This window comes from Neisseria zoodegmatis (assembly GCF_900187305.1).
Lineage (GTDB): Bacteria > Pseudomonadota > Gammaproteobacteria > Burkholderiales > Neisseriaceae > Neisseria > Neisseria zoodegmatis.
On sequence record NZ_LT906434.1, the window covers coordinates 765803 to 782098 of the forward strand.

The following is a 16296-nucleotide window of genomic DNA, read 5'->3' on the forward strand; positions in this document are numbered from 1 at the left end:
GGCCGTCTGAACGTAATGTTTTTCAGACGGCCTGATGTTCTTTTATATATTTGACGGTTTATTCGAATCGGGTTTCGCGTTCCATTAATCTTTCGACAACCTGACGGGCGTTCAGTTCTTTGCGGAGAAGCTGGAGCAGGGTGTGGGTAATGGGCATGTCGATTTGGTATTTGCAGGCGGTGTTGAATACTTCTTCGATGGTGCTGACGCCTTCGGATACGTGGCCGATTTCTTTTAATACTTGATGCAGCTCTTTGCCTTCTGCCAAGCCTAAGCCGACTCTGCGGTTGCGGGAGAGTGCGCCGGTGCAGGTAAGAATGAGGTCGCCGATGCCGGCAAGCCCCATCATGGTTTTGGGTTGTGCGCCCATGGCGACGGCAAGACGGGTGATTTCGGCGAGGCCGCGGGTTACTAAGGCGGCGCGGGCGTTGAGGCCGTATTCGAGGCCGTCTGAAATACCGGTGGCAATGGCCATGATGTTTTTAACGGCACCGCCTACGGCAACGCCGATGATGTCTTCGCTGCCGTACAGACGCAATACGTTGCTGTTCAGACGGCCTATCAGTTCTTCAGTCCACGCTTTGTTTTCTGATGCCAATACAACGGCGCAGGGAAGTTGCTTGGCTAACTCTTGGGCAAAACTGGGGCCGGACAGGACGCCGATTTTGTCGTTGTCGGGCAAAACGTCTTTAACGACTTGGAAAGTCAGCAAGCCTGTATCTTGCTCGAAGCCTTTGCAGGCGGTCAGTATGGGGAGGTGGGCGGCGTTGTGTTCTGCCAAGAGTTTGACGCTGTCGCGCAGGCCGGCTACGGAGGTAACGATTAATACCAGTTCGCTATCTTTTAAGGCTTCTTGTAATTCGGTATGGACGCTGAGTGTGTCGGGAAAGGTGAAGCCGGGGAGATAGCGTTTGTTTTCTCTTTCTTGTCGGATGGTCTGCATGTGTTCGGCATTGCGCGACCATAATGATATGCGGTGGCCGTGTTGGGCGAAATGTAGGGCGAGCGCGGTTCCCCAAGAGCCTGCGCCGATAACGGTGATATTCATATGGGTATTCTCATTGTTGGAATGGGGCTAACTTTAAAACAATCATGGCGGTGGTGCAAGCTCGGCGGGGAAGGGGATCGGCGGGTAAAACACGGGTATGGGCGGGAATATGTTTTAGATAAGTGCTATCGGCATTATTGGCAAATGTTATGGTGTTTTGAAAGTTGATTTTAAACAAATCAGCAAAAAATGATCGAGTTTATACTCAAGCCGGTTGTGGAAATATGTTGCGACCACTCATTTAAGTTAAAACAAAAATATCAATAACCATAATATCTTTGGAAGGAACCACCATGAAACATGCTATGAATAAAAGCGGCATCGTTCTTGCTGTATTGTTGGCTCTTGCTGCCTGCGGAGAAAAAGCGTCCGAACCTGCCGCTTCCGGTGCTGCTTCTGCTCCTGAAGCGTCCGCTCCTGCTGCTTCTGCACCGGCTGTGGATAACAGCAATGCTTCTGCAGAAGACAAGGAATTGTTGAAGCAGGCTCAAACCTTGTTCCAACCGCTGCCGGACGAGGCTGAAATGCAAAAGGCACATCCTTTTACGCCTGCACAGGTTAAGTTGGGACATCAATTGTGGTACGAACCGCGTTTGTCTAAAGGCAATACGGTAAGCTGTAACTCATGCCACAACTTGGCGACGGCAGGTGTGGACAATCTGCCGACCAGCCCCGGTCATAAAGGCAGCTTTGGTGTGCGTAACTCGCCTTCTGCATTGAACGCGGCTTTGTTGGGCAGTCAATTCTGGGACGGACGTGCGGCAACGGTTGAAGAGCAGGCCGGCGGCCCCTTGCTGAACCCGGTTGAAATGGCCAACGCCGATGAAGCGTCTGTTGAGAAGAAAATTGCGGCAATTCCCGAATATCAGGCTTTGTTTAAAGAAGCTTTCCCTGACAACGGCGGCGCGGTTTCCTTTAAAAATATTACCCATGCGATTGCGGCTTTCGAGCGCACGCTGTTGACGCCGACCAAGTGGGATGATTATCTGAAAGGCAATATCAATGCCTTGAACGAAACGGAGCGCCAAGGTGTACGTTCGTTTATCAATAACGGCTGTATTGCCTGCCACAAAGGTGTGACGCTGGGCGGCGATACGTTCCAAAAATTCGGTTTGGTGAAAGGCCCTTACTGGCAATTTACCGGCAGCAAAAAGCATGACGAAGGCCGCTTTGAAGTAACTAAAGCGGAAAACGACAAGTTTGTATTCCGCGTGCCGGGTCTGCGTAACGTGAGCCGTACTTATCCTTATTTCCACGACGGCAGCGTGTGGGAATTGGATAAAGCGGTCAGTATCATGGGCGAGGCTCAATTGGGTAAAGAATTACCGAAAGAAGAGGTGGAAAAAATTGTGGCATTCTTGAACACCTTGTCGGGTTCCGTTTCCGACTCTGCGCGTACTGTGCCGGAGCTGCCGGTTTATTCTGAAGCCGATAGCCGTCCGAACAATCAATAAAACGCAGTTAAGATAAGTTTGAGGCCGTCTGAAAATATTTTAGCGAAACCCGCAAAGCTTGTTTTCAGACGGCCTCAATCGTTTTTGCTCGGTTGTGTTGTTTTACAAGCCGGCAGCTGCTCTCAATGCAGGCACTTTGTCGGTGCGTTCCCAAGTAAACTCAGGCTCTTCGCGGCCGAAGTGTCCGTAGGCGGCGGTTTTGCTGTAAATCGGACGTTGCAGGTCGAGCATTTGTACGATGCTTTTCGGGCGCAGGTCGAAATGTTCGCGTACCAATTTAATCAGTTCTTCTTCGTTCAATTTGCCCGTGCCGAAGGTGTCGATGGAAATCGAGGTCGGTTCGGCAATACCGATGGCGTAGGAAACCTGCACTTGGCATTGGGTGGCCAAGCCTGCGGCAACGATATTTTTGGCCACATAGCGGCAGGCGTAAGCGGCGGAACGGTCGACTTTGGTGGGGTCTTTGCCGGAGAATGCGCCGCCGCCGTGCGGAGCAGCACCACCATAAGTGTCGACAATGATTTTACGGCCGGTTAAGCCGCAGTCGCCTTGCGGGCCGCCGATGACAAAACGGCCGGTGGGGTTGATCAGATATTTGGTTTCTTCCGTGAGCATGTCTTTCGGCAACACGGGTTTGATGATGTGCTCGATAACGGCTTGGCACAGCTCTTCGTGGCTGATTTCGGGGGCGTGCTGGGTGGACAATACTACGGTGTCGATGCGTTTTACTTTGCCGGTTTCGGCGTCATAAACGCAGGTAATTTGCGCTTTGGCGTCGGGGCGCAACCACGGCAGACGGCCGTCGCGGCGCACTTCGCTTTGGCGCTGCATCAGGCGGTGGCTGTAATAAATGGCAAACGGCATCAGCGTGGGGGTTTCGTCGCAAGCGTAGCCGAACATCAAACCTTGGTCGCCTGCGCCTTGGTTTAAGTCCAAGCCTTCGCCTTCGTTCACGCCTTGGGCGATGTCGGGAGACTGTTGGTCGTAGCACATCATGACCGCGCAGCCGTTGGCGTCAAAGCCCAGCTCGGAAGAGTTGTAGCCGATGCGTTTGATGGTTTCGCGCGCTACTTTGATGTAATCGACGTGTGCGGTGGTGGTCACTTCGCCGGCCAGTACGCACAAGCCGGTGTTGACTAAGGTTTCGGCAGCCACGCGGGCAGTCGGGTCTTGCGCCAAAATGGCGTCAAGAATGGCATCGGAAATCTGGTCGGCCACTTTGTCGGGATGGCCTTCCGATACCGATTCGGAAGTGAATAAATATTCGCTCATGGGGGGAGTGCTTTCTTGAATAAGGAAGCCGCACACCGGGCCGGGGCGGCAGTAGAAAATAAACGGTGCGATTATAGCAGAGAACGCCGGTTTGGGGCGGCGCGTGCCGTCTGAAAAACGGCAGCGGCATGGGCGGGAGATAAAATGCTTTTTACGGTGCGGAAGGTTTGGCGCGGGCTTTTTTCCATTACAATAGCGTTTTTATTTCGCCCGCTTGTCCGCTTTATGCAGAAACTGATTGCCTTGATTTTCCGCCTGCTGGCCGCGCTGCCGTTACCGCTGCTGCATACTTTTGCACGCGCGGCGGGTAGTTTGGCGTTTCGTTTTTCGGCGGACAACCGCGAGCGTATCCGCAAGCATTTGGAGGTTGCCGGCATCCGCGCCGATGACCGTATGATTAAAGCTGTGTTGCAGGAAACAGCCAAAGGCGGTTTGGAACTGCCGGTGGCTTTTTTCAGACGGCCTGAAGAAGTGGCGGCGCTGTTTAAAGAAGTACACGGCTGGGAACATATTCAGACGGCCTTGGACAACGGCGAAGGTCTGTTGCTGATTACGCCGCACATCGGCAGCTACGATATTGCCGGCCGCTATATCAGCCACCGTTTGCCTTTCCCGCTGACTGCGATGTACAAGCCGCCGAAAATCAAAGCGTTTGACGCGGTAATGCAGGCGGGCAGGGTGCGCGACAAAGGCCGCACGGCACCGACTTCTATTCAAGGGGTCAAGCAGATTATCAAGGCTTTGAGAGCGGGGGAGGCAACCATCGTGCTGCCCGACCATGTGCCCGATCCGCGGGAAGGCGGCGAAGGCGTTTGGGCTGAATTTTTCGGCAAACCCGCTTATACCATGACACTGGCGGCCAAGCTGGCTCAAGTAAAAGGCGTGAAGGCATTGTTTTTCTGCGGAGAACGCCTGCCTGAAGGGCAAGGATTCGTGCTGCACATCGAGCCGCTTCAAGGCGAGTTGAACGGCGATAAGCAGCATGATGCGGTCGTGATCAATGAAAACGTAGAATATTGGGTGCGCCGCTTCCCCGAACAATATCTGTTTGCCTACAACCGTTACAAACATCCGGCAGGCGCGCCGCCGCCTCCTGATGCCGTCTGAAAAGGCTGTCGAACATGACTCAACCCCATACCCCGAAACGTATTTTGATTATCAAGCTGCGGCATCACGGCGATGTGCTGCTGACCACGCCGGTGGTCGATCAAATCAAACATGCGTATCCCGATTGCGCCGTCGATATGCTGGTGTATCAGGAAACCGCCGATATTTTGCGCGGCAACAGCCAAATACGCCGCATCTTCACCATCGACCGCCAATGGAAAAAACAAGGTATCCGCCGCCAGCTGTCGCACGAAGCTGCGCTGTTTGCCGATTTGAAAGCGCAGCGTTACGACTGGGTGTTCAATCTTTCCGACCAATGGCGTGCCGCCGCCGTGGCCAAATTGTGCGGCAAACGTAGCGGCAGCCTCCGCTACGGTAAGCGCGACAATGCCTTGTGGCGGTTTTGCCATAGCGAATTGAACGAAGACCTCGGTCATGCCCATCATGTTGTGCAAAACCATCTTGCCGTGCTGCGCCCGCTGGGCTTGCAGAGTAGTTATCAGCCGAAAGTGCGCATGGAAATCGACGCCGCCGCGCGCGAATCGCTGCATGCCAAGTTAACGGAACGCGGTTGGCAGGGCGAGGCGTATGTGCTGATGCACCCCGGTTCGCGCTGGCAATTCAAATGTTGGAACAACGATAAATACATCGAATTGCTGCAACGCTTGTTAAACAGCGGTCGGAATGTGGTGCTGACCGCCGCGCCCGACGCGGAAGAACAAGCTATGTTGGACGAGATTACAGGCCGTCTGAATATACCCGCAGGCGTTCAGCTATGGCAGCTTTCGGGTTGCTTGAACTTACGCGAATTGGCTGCAGCGATTGACGGTGCGGAACTGTTTATCGGCGTGGACTCCGTTCCCATGCACATGGCCGCCGCACTCGACAAGCCGCAGGTTGCCTTGTTCGGCCCGAGCTGGGTCAGTCGTTGGCGGCCTTATTCGGATAAGGCTTCGGTAGTGTGGGCAGGCGATTTCGGCGAACTGCCGCATCCAGACAGCATCAATACCGATGATAAAACCCGTTTACTGTCGGCGATACCGGTGGATGCCGTGTGGAATGCCGTGCAGGAAAAGCTGAAGCCTGTTGGCGGGAATCAACACGCGGCCGTGTGATGTTTAGGCCTATTTCGGCACAATTTTATTCCGCTTAAGGGGCAGTGCTTTAGATTGATACCGCAGTACGGTATAATCGGCGCCGCAAAGACGAGAATTATCCTGCCGCACGCATTTCATCTTCATCCTGTGCCCGAACAATAATATATAGTTACAGTGAGCCGCCCCATGTTAGTTTGCAATCCCTACGAAATCATCATTCACGGCACCACCAGCAACGGAAAAGTGTTCCGTCCGAGCGACTGGGCGGAACGGCTGTGCGGTATTTTGTCATCGTTCGACAAGGGCAACCGGCTTTCTTATCACGAATGGGTACACCCGATTTTGGTCGATAAAATCCGTTGCGTGGCGGTGGACAAAAAGCTGGAAGAAATCAATCCGGCGATGTTCCGCTTTTTGATGGACTTTGCCGCCGACAACGATTTGCGTGTGATGGATTGCCAGTCGTTGATGGACGAACAGGCGGCGGTCAAAGAGCCGGCACAACAGCCTGCCGCACCTGCTCCGGCTGTTGAAGCTGCCGTAAAAGAAACTGCCGAAGCACAAGCCAAAGCCGATACTGATGCGGAACATAGTGTGTTGCGTGAAATCGGCGAAGAAGAAACCGCCGTCGCCTTCGCTGCTTTGAGCGTTCTGCGCACCATGCACAACGATGTTTCCCGCTTTGTCGAACAGATCAACCACTATCAGCGTCCTCAAGGCTACCGTTTGCTGGGTATTTTTGAAGAAGGTAAAACCAATGCCGTGGCCGTCTGCGGTTTCCGTGAGCAAACCAATTTAGCCAGCGGCCGCCATATCCATATTGATGATGTGGTTACGATTCCGCAAGGACGCAGTAAAGGCTATGCCGCGCGCTTGTTGGCTGAGGTGCAGAAGATTGCCAGAGAAGCAGGTATTTCAAAAATCCATGTGCAGTCGGATGTCGGCAGTGAACGCACTCCGGCTCACCGCTTGTATTTTGAAAGCGGTTTTGAAATCGACGCCTTCCATTTTGTGTGCAAAGTAGATTAAGGAATTCGAGATGAAAACAGTTTATCTGACCATGCTTGCCGTATTGTTGGCTGCGTGCGCCCAGTCCGGCTCGGGGCAGCAGGAAATATACGGAGAAATCAAAGGCGGTGTGGAAACATCGCATACCCGTACAAGCCATTAAGTCTATTAAGTAAAGAAGGCCGTCTGAAAGCTCACCAAGTTTGCTTTCAGACGGCCTTAATCGTTTTAGGCTTGGAAAAACAACGAAGCAGGCATGATTGCTTTTGTTTCCCCATATGAAAAAATCCTCCGAACACATTCTGTACAAGAAGCATTCGGAGGATGGTTTTATGTGTCATACAGGTTGTCGCGGATAAAGATTTCAACCTGCATGTTTATTCAACAAAAACTTAGATAATGCCTTCGTTATTGGTCGGCAGGGCAGCGGTATCGTAGCTGGCTGTTGCGTAGCCGGTGTCAACGCCTTGTGCGCTCAAGGCTTTGTCGATAGCTGCGGAATCCCACACGCTGCCGTCGTCGAAGTTGAATTCTTCGATACGGTAGGCAGAGCTTTCAAACCATTTCACAACAGTCAGAATGTCCGACTCATTGGCTTTGATGGTCAAGTCGTTACCGTTACGGCTGAATTCCAGATCGGAAGACTGCAAGCCGTGCCAGAATTCGATGACGTCGTGGTTGCCGGCAGTCGTGTCGTAATCGCAGATCACGTCTTTGTCGTAACCTTTATTGAACACATAAGTATCGTTGCCGAGCCCGCCTTCAAGGTAGTCGTCGCCGCCACAGCCGTCAAGCCAGTCGTTGCCACCTTTACCGATTAAGCGGTCATTACCATCCAAACCTCTTAATTCGTTATTGCCGCCGTTACCGATAATTTCGTTGTCTAAATCATTACCGGTGCCGTTCAGATTACCTTTGCCCATCAGAATCAGGTTTTCCACATTGTCCGGCAGCTCATAGTCGATATAAGTGCGAACTGTATCTACGCCTTCTCCTTTCAGCTCGATAACTTGGTCGCCGGCTTGCTCAACCATATAAACATCATTGCCGTGGTTGCCGCGCATGATGTCATTGCCTAAGCCGCCATTGAGGTAGTCGTTACCGTTTTCACCAAACAAGGTGTCATTGCCTTCTTGGCCGTAGAGCGTATCACCGTTGTTGCCACCATAAATGATGTCATCGCCACCTTTTCCGTAGATCACATCGGGGCCGCCGCGACCTTCGATAATGTCGCCGTGTTGTGTGCCATAGATGGTGTCTTTTTTGTCGGTACCGATAATTCTGCCGTCAATGATATTGCCCGGATTTTTATCAATGCCGCCAAAGCTGTTATCCGGATTGGAATTGTTGTCTTTGCAATCTACACAATCATCGGGTTTCGGCTCAGGCTTCGGCTCAGGCTTCGGCTCAGGCTTCGGCTCAGGCTTCGGCTCAGGCTTCGGCTCAGGCTTCGGCTCAGGCTTCGGCTCAGGTTTCGGTTCAGGTTTCGGTTCAGGTTTCGGTTCAGGTTTCGGTTCAGGTTTCGGCTCAGGTTTCGGCTCAGGTTTCGGCTCAGGTTTCGGCTCAGGTTTCGGCTCAGGTTTCGGCTCAGGTTTCGGCTCAGGTTTCGGCTCAGGTTTCGGCTCAGGTTTCGGTTGGGGTTTTTGCTCGGGAACCCAGCCGCCTTTGCTGTCGTCATCCCAATCAGGTTTGGGTTGAGGTTTAGGTTGTGGTTTGGGATATGGTTTCAAAGGCGGGTAGTAAGCATCGGGGAAGCAGTCAAGCCAACTGCCTTTTTTCCCTTTTTCTCCCTTTCCTTTGCCTTTGCTGCCACCTTTACCGCCCCACCCGTATCCGTAATAGCCGCCGTGTCCGGGTTGGAAGGTATAACCGTAATAAGAATGACTGTAACTCATTTTAATCTCCCAAAAGGTTTCGTTGTTAAATCATTTACTTCAATAAAATTGCTTTGAAAGTAAATGACGGAATTTGTATTTTGATTCTAACGTTAAACTTCTTTTGCAAAGATTGATTTCATTCAAATGGTGGATTTCGTGGTCTAATGGCAATGTGTTAACCGTTATAAATATTTCGATATTAATATTATGCCTAATGTTTAGTTGATGGGCATAGAATACCTGTGTGAAGCATTACAAAAATAAACATTAAATTAATGTAATTTATAGATAATTTAATTATTTTTTGAATTTCATTTTTCGTTGAATTTGAAAATCAGCTTCGAAATATGAATATAGAATAATATAAATAATCATGCAATTATTTTTAATCGAATGACATAATCAATATGCATTTTAATGGGATTTTTTACATTTATATAAATCATTTCCCGTTGGAAAGTCGTGCTTAAAAAATGTACAATCCGTGTTTTGCAGAAAACGGCTCTTTTTGAATGTATATCGGCGCTTATTCCATTGACACACCTATTGCGCTTGCTCCGATGGCAGGTATTACTGACAAACCTTTTCGGCGCTTATGCCGTGAATATGGGGCGGGTTGGGCTGTGGGCGAGATGCTGAACAGTGATCCGACTTTGCGGCAAACCCGTAAAACGCTCCGTCGCAGTGATTTTGAAGGTGAAAAAGGCGTTGTGGCCGTTCAGATCGCCGGTAATGATCCTGCGCAGATGGCGGAGGCGGCGCGATATAACGTGGAGCAGGGCGCCCAAGTGGTGGATATCAACATGGGTTGTCCGGCGAAGAAGGTGTGTAATGTATTGGCCGGCAGTGCATTGCTGCAAAACGAACCGCTGGTGGCTGATATTCTGCATGCCGTAGTGAAGGCGGTTGATGTGCCGGTCACCTTGAAAACCCGTTTGGGCTGGCATGACGAGCATAAAAATATTCTAACGGTTGCCCGCATCGCTGAAGATGCCGGTATTGCGGCGATTGCCATTCATGGCCGTACACGCACGCAGATGTATAAAGGCGAGGCAGAGTATGATTTGATTGCCGAGGCTAAAGGCCGTCTGAATATACCCGTGTGGGTGAATGGTGATATTATCGCGCCGCAAAAAGCTGCCGAGGTGTTGAAGCAGACCGGAGCGGACGGCATCATGATAGGCCGCGGTGCGCAAGGCCGGCCGTGGTTGTTTCGCGATTTGAAATATTTTGCCGAACACGGTTGCTTGCCCGAAGCACTGACTGTGCAGGAATGTAGCGAAACCGTATTACGCCATATCCGCGATATGCATGATTTTTATGGAGAGCGCGACGGCGTACGTATTGCGCGCAAGCATATCGGCTGGTACATCGGAGCCATGCCGGGAGGAGAAACTGCGCGCAGGGAGATTAATCAAACCGACAGCGCGGCAGAGCAATATGACATGGTTGCCCGTTTTCTCGAACAATTAAAAGACCATACCGACAGTTGGACGTGCAGCTACCGTTGAGGCCGTCTGAAATCATCAGGCCGAAAATGAATAATAAATAATAAAGACATTGTTATGAAACAGAATATTCCCGACATAGCTCATTGTATCGAGCAAAATCTGAAGCAGTATTTTCATGACCTGAATGGAGAAACACCCTGTGCGGTTTACGATATGGTACTGCATCAGGTTGAAAAACCTTTGCTGGAGTGCGTGATGGCCGAATGCGGCGGCAACCAGTCGAAGGCTGCTGCCGTGTTGGGGCTGAACCGCAATACTCTGCGTAAGAAGCTGGTGCAACACGGATTATTGGAACAATAAAGATGAATCGTGGCCGTCTGAAAATCATGGCGGTCATTTTGCGTTTATATATATGAAATGATGAGGGAATTGCTCTAGTGTCAGCTTGACAGATTAAGAAGCCATACTCGTCAGCAATCCCATCAACAAAGACTTTTTGGCACGACATATCATTTATTCAAACAGTGATTTTTCATAATTAAGGAACCGAAATGGCAACTGTAAAACGCGCCCTGATCAGCTTGTCCGACAAAACAGGCGTTATCGAATTTGCCCAAGCCTTAAACAAGCTTGGCGTGGAAATCCTTTCTACCGGCGGCACGGCCAAAATGCTGGCCGATGCCGGCGTGCCCGTGATTGAAGTGGCCGACTATACCGGCTTCCCCGAAATGCTCGACGGCCGTGTGAAAACGCTGCACCCGAAAATTCACGGCGGTATTCTCGGTCGCCGTGATTTAGACGAACACGTTGCCAAAATGAAAGAGCACGATATCGGCAATATCGATTTGGTATGCGTGAACCTCTATCCGTTTGCCGCAACCATTGCCAAACCCGGCTGCACACTGGAAGACGCAATTGAAAACATCGACATCGGCGGCCCGACCATGGTGCGCTCCGCAGCGAAAAACTGGAAACATGTAGCCATCGTAACCGACAACGGCGATTTCCAAGCCGTTATCGAAGAGCTGCAAAACCAGAACGGCACATTGAGCGACAAAACCCGTTTCAACCTTTCGCGCAAAGCCTTCAGCCATACCGCCCAATACGACGGCATGATTTCCAATTATCTGACCAGCGTGTCGGATGAAAAATTATCAGGCGAGCCTGAAATCGGCGAGTTTCCTGCGCAGTTCAACCAAAGCTGGATAAAAGTTCAAGAAATGCGTTACGGCGAAAACCCGCATCAACATGCTGCTTTTTACCGCGACGTTTATCCTGCCGCCGGTAGCTTGAGCGCCTACAACCAATTGCAAGGCAAAGAATTGTCTTACAACAACATTGCCGATGCCGATGCCGCATGGGAAGCTGTTAAAGCATTCGAGCAACCGGCTTGCGTGATTGTAAAACATGCCAACCCTTGCGGCGTTGCCGTGGCCGATTCGCCCCTGAATGCCTATAAGTTGGCTTTTGCTACCGATACCACCAGCGCTTTCGGCGGCATTATTGCGTTTAACCGTGAAGTCGATGCCGACACCGTAGAAGCGGTAACCGGCCAGTTCCTCGAAGTATTGATGGCGCCTAAATTTACCGACAAAGCCAAAGAAATCATCGCCGCCAAGAAAAACGTGCGCGTGTTGGAAGTGCCTCTGCTGGCCGGCTCTAACCGTTTCGAGTTGAAGCGTGTCGGCGGCGGTTTGTTGGTTCAAACCCCCGATATCCACCGCATCAAGCGCGAAGATTTGAAAGTAGTGTCCAAACGCCAGCCGACAGAGCAAGAATGGCAGGATTTGATGTTTGTGTGGAATGTAGCCAAATTTGTGAAATCCAACGCCATCGTATTCGGCAAGGGCGGTCAGACTTACGGCATCGGCGCGGGCCAAATGAGCCGTGTCGATTCCACCCGCATTGCCGCGCGTAAAGCCCAAGACGGCGGTTTTGACCTCAATGGCGCCTGCGCAGCTTCAGACGCATTCTTCCCGTTCCGTGATGGCGTAGATGTGATTGCCGAACAAGGTATCAAAGCGATTATTCATCCCGGCGGCTCGATGCGCGATGAAGAAGTATTTGCCGCCGCAGACGAGCATGGCATCGCCATGGTGCTGACCGGCGTGCGTCATTTCCGCCATTAATTATTGGTTTTGATGAATGTGAGGCCGTCTGAAAACTATTTTCAGACGGCCTCATTGTTATCATGCGTAATCATATAGAGCACATATCAAATTGCCTGCTCAAGCTGGTAAAGAGTAAATATTTTGACCCCGTTGTGAGCCGTATCTGCTTTATTGCGTTAGACACAACATTTATCAGGATTCTTTCATAGAAAAACACCTAACTTTTAAAAACAAGCTTGAAATGAAATCGATTTTTGTGGTATAAATCGCGTTTTACCATTTTAGAAGTTTGGAGACTAACCATGGCACGAGTTTGCAAAGTGACCGGTAAGCGCCCGATGTCTGGCAATAACGTATCACACGCCAACAACAAAACCAAACGTCGTTTTTTGCCTAACTTGCAATCACGTCGTTTTTGGGTAGAAAGTGAAAACCGCTGGGTTCGCCTGCGCGTATCCAACGCTGCATTGCGCACCATCGACAAAGTAGGCATTGACGTTGTATTGGCCGAAATGCGCGCCCGCGGCGAAGCTTAATTTAAATATATTTTGATTAAGGAATACTGCAATGCGCGATAAAATCAAACTGGAATCAAGTGCAGGTACTGGTCACTTTTACACCACTACCAAAAACAAACGCACCATGCCCGGCAAACTGGAAATCAAAAAATTTGACCCGGTAGCCCGTAAGCATGTTATGTACAAAGAAACCAAACTGAAATAAACAGTCGGTTTTTTGTAAGTAAGGAAAAAAGCTTTCGTATTTTGCGAAGGCTTTTTTATATTTTGATTTGGGGAGTTGGGGAAGTATTGGGTAAAAGCTGCTGCAAGGGCAGGGGAAACGTTTGTTCAATCAATAAAGATTTCAAAATATCCGCAACTGCAAAAGTTGTTTGTTGTCTGGAAAGTATTTCGTTAAAACCCGCTTGGCCGAGTTTTTACGAAACTCATAAAGTTCGTTTTCAGACGGCCTCAAGCTCTTTAAAGTTTGCTTTGGTATGTATCGAGATTTTTCAAAGGTTTCAGGTGGATGATTTATCTGCCTTCTATCAGTGAATCCGGCGATTAAATACAGCTGAGGCTTCCGAATTTTGTGTATAAGGAAGCCTTAGTTTGTACGTCTTATGTCTCAGTTACAAATTCGCGGGAATAAGTTTTTTCACAGTAGTGGCATTTCAGCTTGGTTTGACCGCCACTGTTTTTCACATAAAAACGGCTTTTTACCGGCTCCCCGTGGCTGGCGCAGTTGGGGTTGGGGCAGCGGAATACTTCGCTGATTGTATCAGGTAGGCTCAAATGCCTTTTTTCTACTACCTGAAAGCGTTCGATAACGTTTACTGTGGCTTCCGGTGCGAATAAGGCCAAGCGGTTAGATTCTTTTTCATTCAAATGAATGCCTGAAATTTTGATGATGTCTTTGCTGCCGTGAGTTTTACTGGGGAGGTTGAAGCCTACGGTGACTGCATTGCCGGGATGCAGCAGCTTAAACTGGCGCAGAATCGCCAAGCCTTTGCCTGCCGGAATATGGTCGATTACTGTGCCGTTTTCAATCGCTTCTACGCTGTATTGTTTTTTTTCCATGTTCGGCTCCTCAAACTTCTTCATTCAGAATCAACGATAAAATCGCCATGCGCGCATAAACGCCGTTGGTGGCTTGCTCGAAATAATAAGCATAAGGTGTGCTGTCTACATTGGGGTGGATTTCATCGATGCGCGGCAGCGGATGCAGAATGCGCAGGTTTTCTTTTGCGTTGCCGAGCATAGAGGCATCAAGATTGAATTTGCCTTGAATCTTGGAAAACTCCTGTTCGTCGAAGCGTTCCCGTTGTACCCGGGTCATATAGAGAATGTCTGCCCATTCGATAGCGGCTTCCAAAGAGGGCAGAATTTGGTATGCGCAGCCTGCTTCGTCTAATTCTTCGGTAATGTAGGCGGGCATGGCTAAGCTTGGCGGTGACACAAAGGCAAATTCGCAACCCCAACGCTTCAATGCTTGTGCCAAAGAATGCACGGTGCGGCCGTATTTCAAATCGCCGCACATGGCGACTTTGAGATTGTTCAGACGGCCTTGGGTCTCATAAATCGTTACCAAATCCAAAAGGGTTTGGCTCGGATGCTGGTTGGTGCCGTCGCCGGCGTTGATAACGGGCACGCTGGAAAATTCGGCCAACACGCGTGCGGCGCCGTCTTTAGGGTGGCGCTGGATAATCGCATCGGTGTAGCTGGAGATAATCCGTGCCGTATCAGCCAGAGTTTCTCCTTTTTTGGCGCTGGTGTTGGCGCCGTCGGCAAAGCCGATCACTTTACCGCCTAAGCGTTGGACGGCGGTTTCGAATGAGAGGCGGGTTCGGGTTGAAGGTTCAAAAAAACACGAACCGATTAATTTGTCTTTAAGCAAATCCGTGCGTGGTTCGGCTTTGAGCTTGAGGGCGGTGTGCAGCAGCAATTCAAGCTGGGGCGTACTTAAATCGGAGATGGAAATGACATTTTGACGATAAAGCAAATTGGGCATTGTATTTCCTTTTTCCATAAAAAAGCCCGTGTACAATACGGGCGCGATATGTGGGGAACGGCAAAACCGCTGCGGCTGGCAGCACGATTAAGGTTGTGCAGCATCAAAATAAACATGGCGGTTTTACGGTTGTTTGATTTGCGCAATTATCGCATAAACCAAAGGCCGTCTGAAAAAATATTTCAGACGGCCTTTGGTACTTTAGGTTGGCTTCACTAGATGAGATCTTTGCAAAACCCTCATCTGCGGCGCATTTCTGCGTTGTGCGCTGCTCGCTCGTTTGCCTATCTATATGATATGTCTGCACTCACTGTGCTGCTACGCCTTGAACTACATCTACATCTGAGGATTTTGCAAAGGCTTCTAGATAAGATAAGCGCTATCGGAAAAACTTTAGTTTCGCCAAGAGCCGAAGCAGTTTTAGAAAGCTGTCAACATCAAACTTGATGAGCACACCAAACCATTATTATGCAGCACTCACAGCGTCTTGACGGCGCAGCAAGGTAATCAGGTCTGCAATACGCTGTTTCATTTCTCTGCGGTCGATAATTTGGTCGACCGCACCTTTTTCCAGCAGGAACTCGGCACGTTGGAAACCTTCAGGTAAGGTTTCGCGCACGGTTTGTTCAATCACGCGCGGGCCGGCAAAACCGATGAGTGCGTTGGGTTCGGTCAATACGATGTCGCCGAGGAAAGCAAAACTTGCCGATACGCCGCCCATGGTCGGGTCGGTTAATACGGAGATAAACGGCAATTTTTTCTCGGTCAGCAAATGTAAAGACGCGCTGGTTTTGGTCATCTGCATCAAGGAGTTCAAACCTTCCTGCATACGCGCACCACCCGAAGCGGCAACGCAGATAAACGAGCAGTTGTCTGCTACTGCGCGGCGCACACCTTGAACGAAACGCTCGCCGACTACCGAACCCATAGAGCCGCCGATAAAGCGGAATTCAAATGCGGCAACCACTACGGGCAAGCCGTTTAATGTGCCTTTCATGACCACCAAAGCATCGTCTTCGCCGGTGGTTTTGCGGGCGGCAGTCAGGCGGTCGGGATATTTTTTACTGTCTTTAAATTTCAGAATATCGGTGGGTTTTACATGCGCACCGATTTCTTCGTGGCCGCTTTCGTCCAATAAAAGATTGAGGCGTTCGCGTGCAGACAGTGCGTTGTGGTGGTTACATTTGGGGCAAACGTAGAGGTTTTGCTGTAAGTCGGTAGAGTAAAGTGTGGCGGAGCAAGAAGGGCATTTGTGCCATAAACCTTCCGGCACGCTTGATTCGTTTTTGTCTGCACGTTTGATTTTAGGAGGCAGGATTTTATCTAACCAGCTCATGTTAAGTTCCTTTGTTGTTTTCAG

17 protein-coding genes are annotated in these 16296 nt (G+C 50.2%); 11 read left to right on the forward strand and 6 right to left on the reverse strand.

From position 1 onward, the window contains the following. Window positions 1–58 precede the first annotated feature (58 nt). Window positions 59–1048, reverse strand: coding sequence for an NAD(P)H-dependent glycerol-3-phosphate dehydrogenase (locus CKV66_RS03535; protein ID WP_085363430.1), 990 nt, complete (start codon window positions 1046–1048; stop codon window positions 59–61). Window positions 1049–1341: 293 nt separating this feature from the next. Between CKV66_RS03535 and CKV66_RS03540 the strand changes: the two genes are divergently transcribed. After that, window positions 1342–2502, forward strand: coding sequence for a cytochrome-c peroxidase (locus CKV66_RS03540; protein WP_085363431.1), 1161 nt, complete (start codon window positions 1342–1344; stop codon window positions 2500–2502). 102 nt (window positions 2503–2604) lie between these two features. Here CKV66_RS03540 and metK read toward each other — a convergent pair whose 3' ends face one another. Further along, entirely contained in the window at window positions 2605–3774 is a 1170-nt protein-coding gene (metK, locus tag CKV66_RS03545; protein WP_085363432.1) for a methionine adenosyltransferase, read from the reverse strand. Between the two features lie 225 nt (window positions 3775–3999). Here metK and CKV66_RS03550 point away from each other — a divergent pair, with 225 nt between their 5' ends. From CKV66_RS03550 to CKV66_RS12735, 4 genes are all read left to right on the forward strand, one after another. After that, window positions 4000–4881: a lysophospholipid acyltransferase family protein gene (locus CKV66_RS03550; protein WP_231990515.1), complete on the forward strand. Its 882-nt coding sequence runs from the start codon at window positions 4000–4002 to the stop codon at window positions 4879–4881. 14 nt (window positions 4882–4895) lie between these two features. Continuing rightward, complete coding sequence (gene rfaQ, locus CKV66_RS03555) at window positions 4896–5996, forward strand: putative lipopolysaccharide heptosyltransferase III (RefSeq protein WP_085363434.1); 1101 nt, start codon at window positions 4896–4898, stop codon at window positions 5994–5996. A gap of 168 nt (window positions 5997–6164) precedes the next feature. Further along, window positions 6165–7007, forward strand: coding sequence for a GNAT family N-acetyltransferase (locus CKV66_RS03560; RefSeq protein WP_085363435.1), 843 nt, complete (start codon window positions 6165–6167; stop codon window positions 7005–7007). Between the two features lie 10 nt (window positions 7008–7017). Next, complete coding sequence (locus CKV66_RS12735) at window positions 7018–7149, forward strand: hypothetical protein (protein WP_269457270.1); 132 nt, start codon at window positions 7018–7020, stop codon at window positions 7147–7149. A gap of 229 nt (window positions 7150–7378) precedes the next feature. Here CKV66_RS12735 and CKV66_RS03565 read toward each other — a convergent pair whose 3' ends face one another. Then, window positions 7379–8881: a calcium-binding protein gene (locus tag CKV66_RS03565; RefSeq protein WP_095197832.1), complete on the reverse strand. Its 1503-nt coding sequence runs from the start codon at window positions 8879–8881 to the stop codon at window positions 7379–7381. 494 nt (window positions 8882–9375) lie between these two features. Between CKV66_RS03565 and dusB the strand changes: the two genes are divergently transcribed. The 5 genes from dusB (at window position 9376) to rpmG (ending at window position 13148) form a co-directional block, all read left to right on the forward strand. After that, entirely contained in the window at window positions 9376–10374 is a 999-nt protein-coding gene (gene dusB, locus CKV66_RS03570; RefSeq protein WP_085364519.1) for a tRNA dihydrouridine synthase DusB, read from the forward strand. A gap of 54 nt (window positions 10375–10428) precedes the next feature. Next, entirely contained in the window at window positions 10429–10674 is a 246-nt protein-coding gene (locus tag CKV66_RS03575; protein WP_085364520.1) for a Fis family transcriptional regulator, read from the forward strand. Window positions 10675–10865: 191 nt separating this feature from the next. Next, entirely contained in the window at window positions 10866–12443 is a 1578-nt protein-coding gene (purH, locus tag CKV66_RS03580) for a bifunctional phosphoribosylaminoimidazolecarboxamide formyltransferase/IMP cyclohydrolase (RefSeq protein ID WP_085364521.1), read from the forward strand. A gap of 284 nt (window positions 12444–12727) precedes the next feature. Continuing rightward, the gene (rpmB, locus tag CKV66_RS03585; RefSeq protein ID WP_085364522.1) at window positions 12728–12961 is read left to right on the forward strand and encodes a 50S ribosomal protein L28; all 234 of its coding nucleotides are present in this window, start codon (window positions 12728–12730) and stop codon (window positions 12959–12961) included. A gap of 31 nt (window positions 12962–12992) precedes the next feature. Continuing rightward, the gene (gene rpmG, locus CKV66_RS03590) at window positions 12993–13148 is read left to right on the forward strand and encodes a 50S ribosomal protein L33 (RefSeq protein WP_009117634.1); all 156 of its coding nucleotides are present in this window, start codon (window positions 12993–12995) and stop codon (window positions 13146–13148) included. A 398-nt stretch (window positions 13149–13546) separates the two neighbouring features. Here rpmG and pyrI read toward each other — a convergent pair whose 3' ends face one another. Together pyrI and pyrB are read right to left on the reverse strand one after the other, a co-directional pair. Further along, window positions 13547–14005: an aspartate carbamoyltransferase regulatory subunit gene (gene pyrI, locus CKV66_RS03595; RefSeq protein WP_085364523.1), complete on the reverse strand. Its 459-nt coding sequence runs from the start codon at window positions 14003–14005 to the stop codon at window positions 13547–13549. A 10-nt stretch (window positions 14006–14015) separates the two neighbouring features. Next, the gene (gene pyrB / locus CKV66_RS03600; protein ID WP_085364524.1) at window positions 14016–14936 is read right to left on the reverse strand and encodes an aspartate carbamoyltransferase; all 921 of its coding nucleotides are present in this window, start codon (window positions 14934–14936) and stop codon (window positions 14016–14018) included. Window positions 14937–15164: 228 nt separating this feature from the next. Between pyrB and CKV66_RS12495 the strand changes: the two genes are divergently transcribed. Further along, on the forward strand, window positions 15165–15383 hold the full coding sequence (locus CKV66_RS12495) for a lipoprotein signal peptidase (RefSeq protein ID WP_231990537.1): 219 nt from the start codon (window positions 15165–15167) through the stop codon (window positions 15381–15383). 19 nt (window positions 15384–15402) lie between these two features. Here CKV66_RS12495 and accD read toward each other — a convergent pair whose 3' ends face one another. After that, complete coding sequence (gene accD, locus CKV66_RS03610) at window positions 15403–16272, reverse strand: acetyl-CoA carboxylase, carboxyltransferase subunit beta (RefSeq protein WP_085364525.1); 870 nt, start codon at window positions 16270–16272, stop codon at window positions 15403–15405. Window positions 16273–16296: the final 24 nt, after the last annotated feature.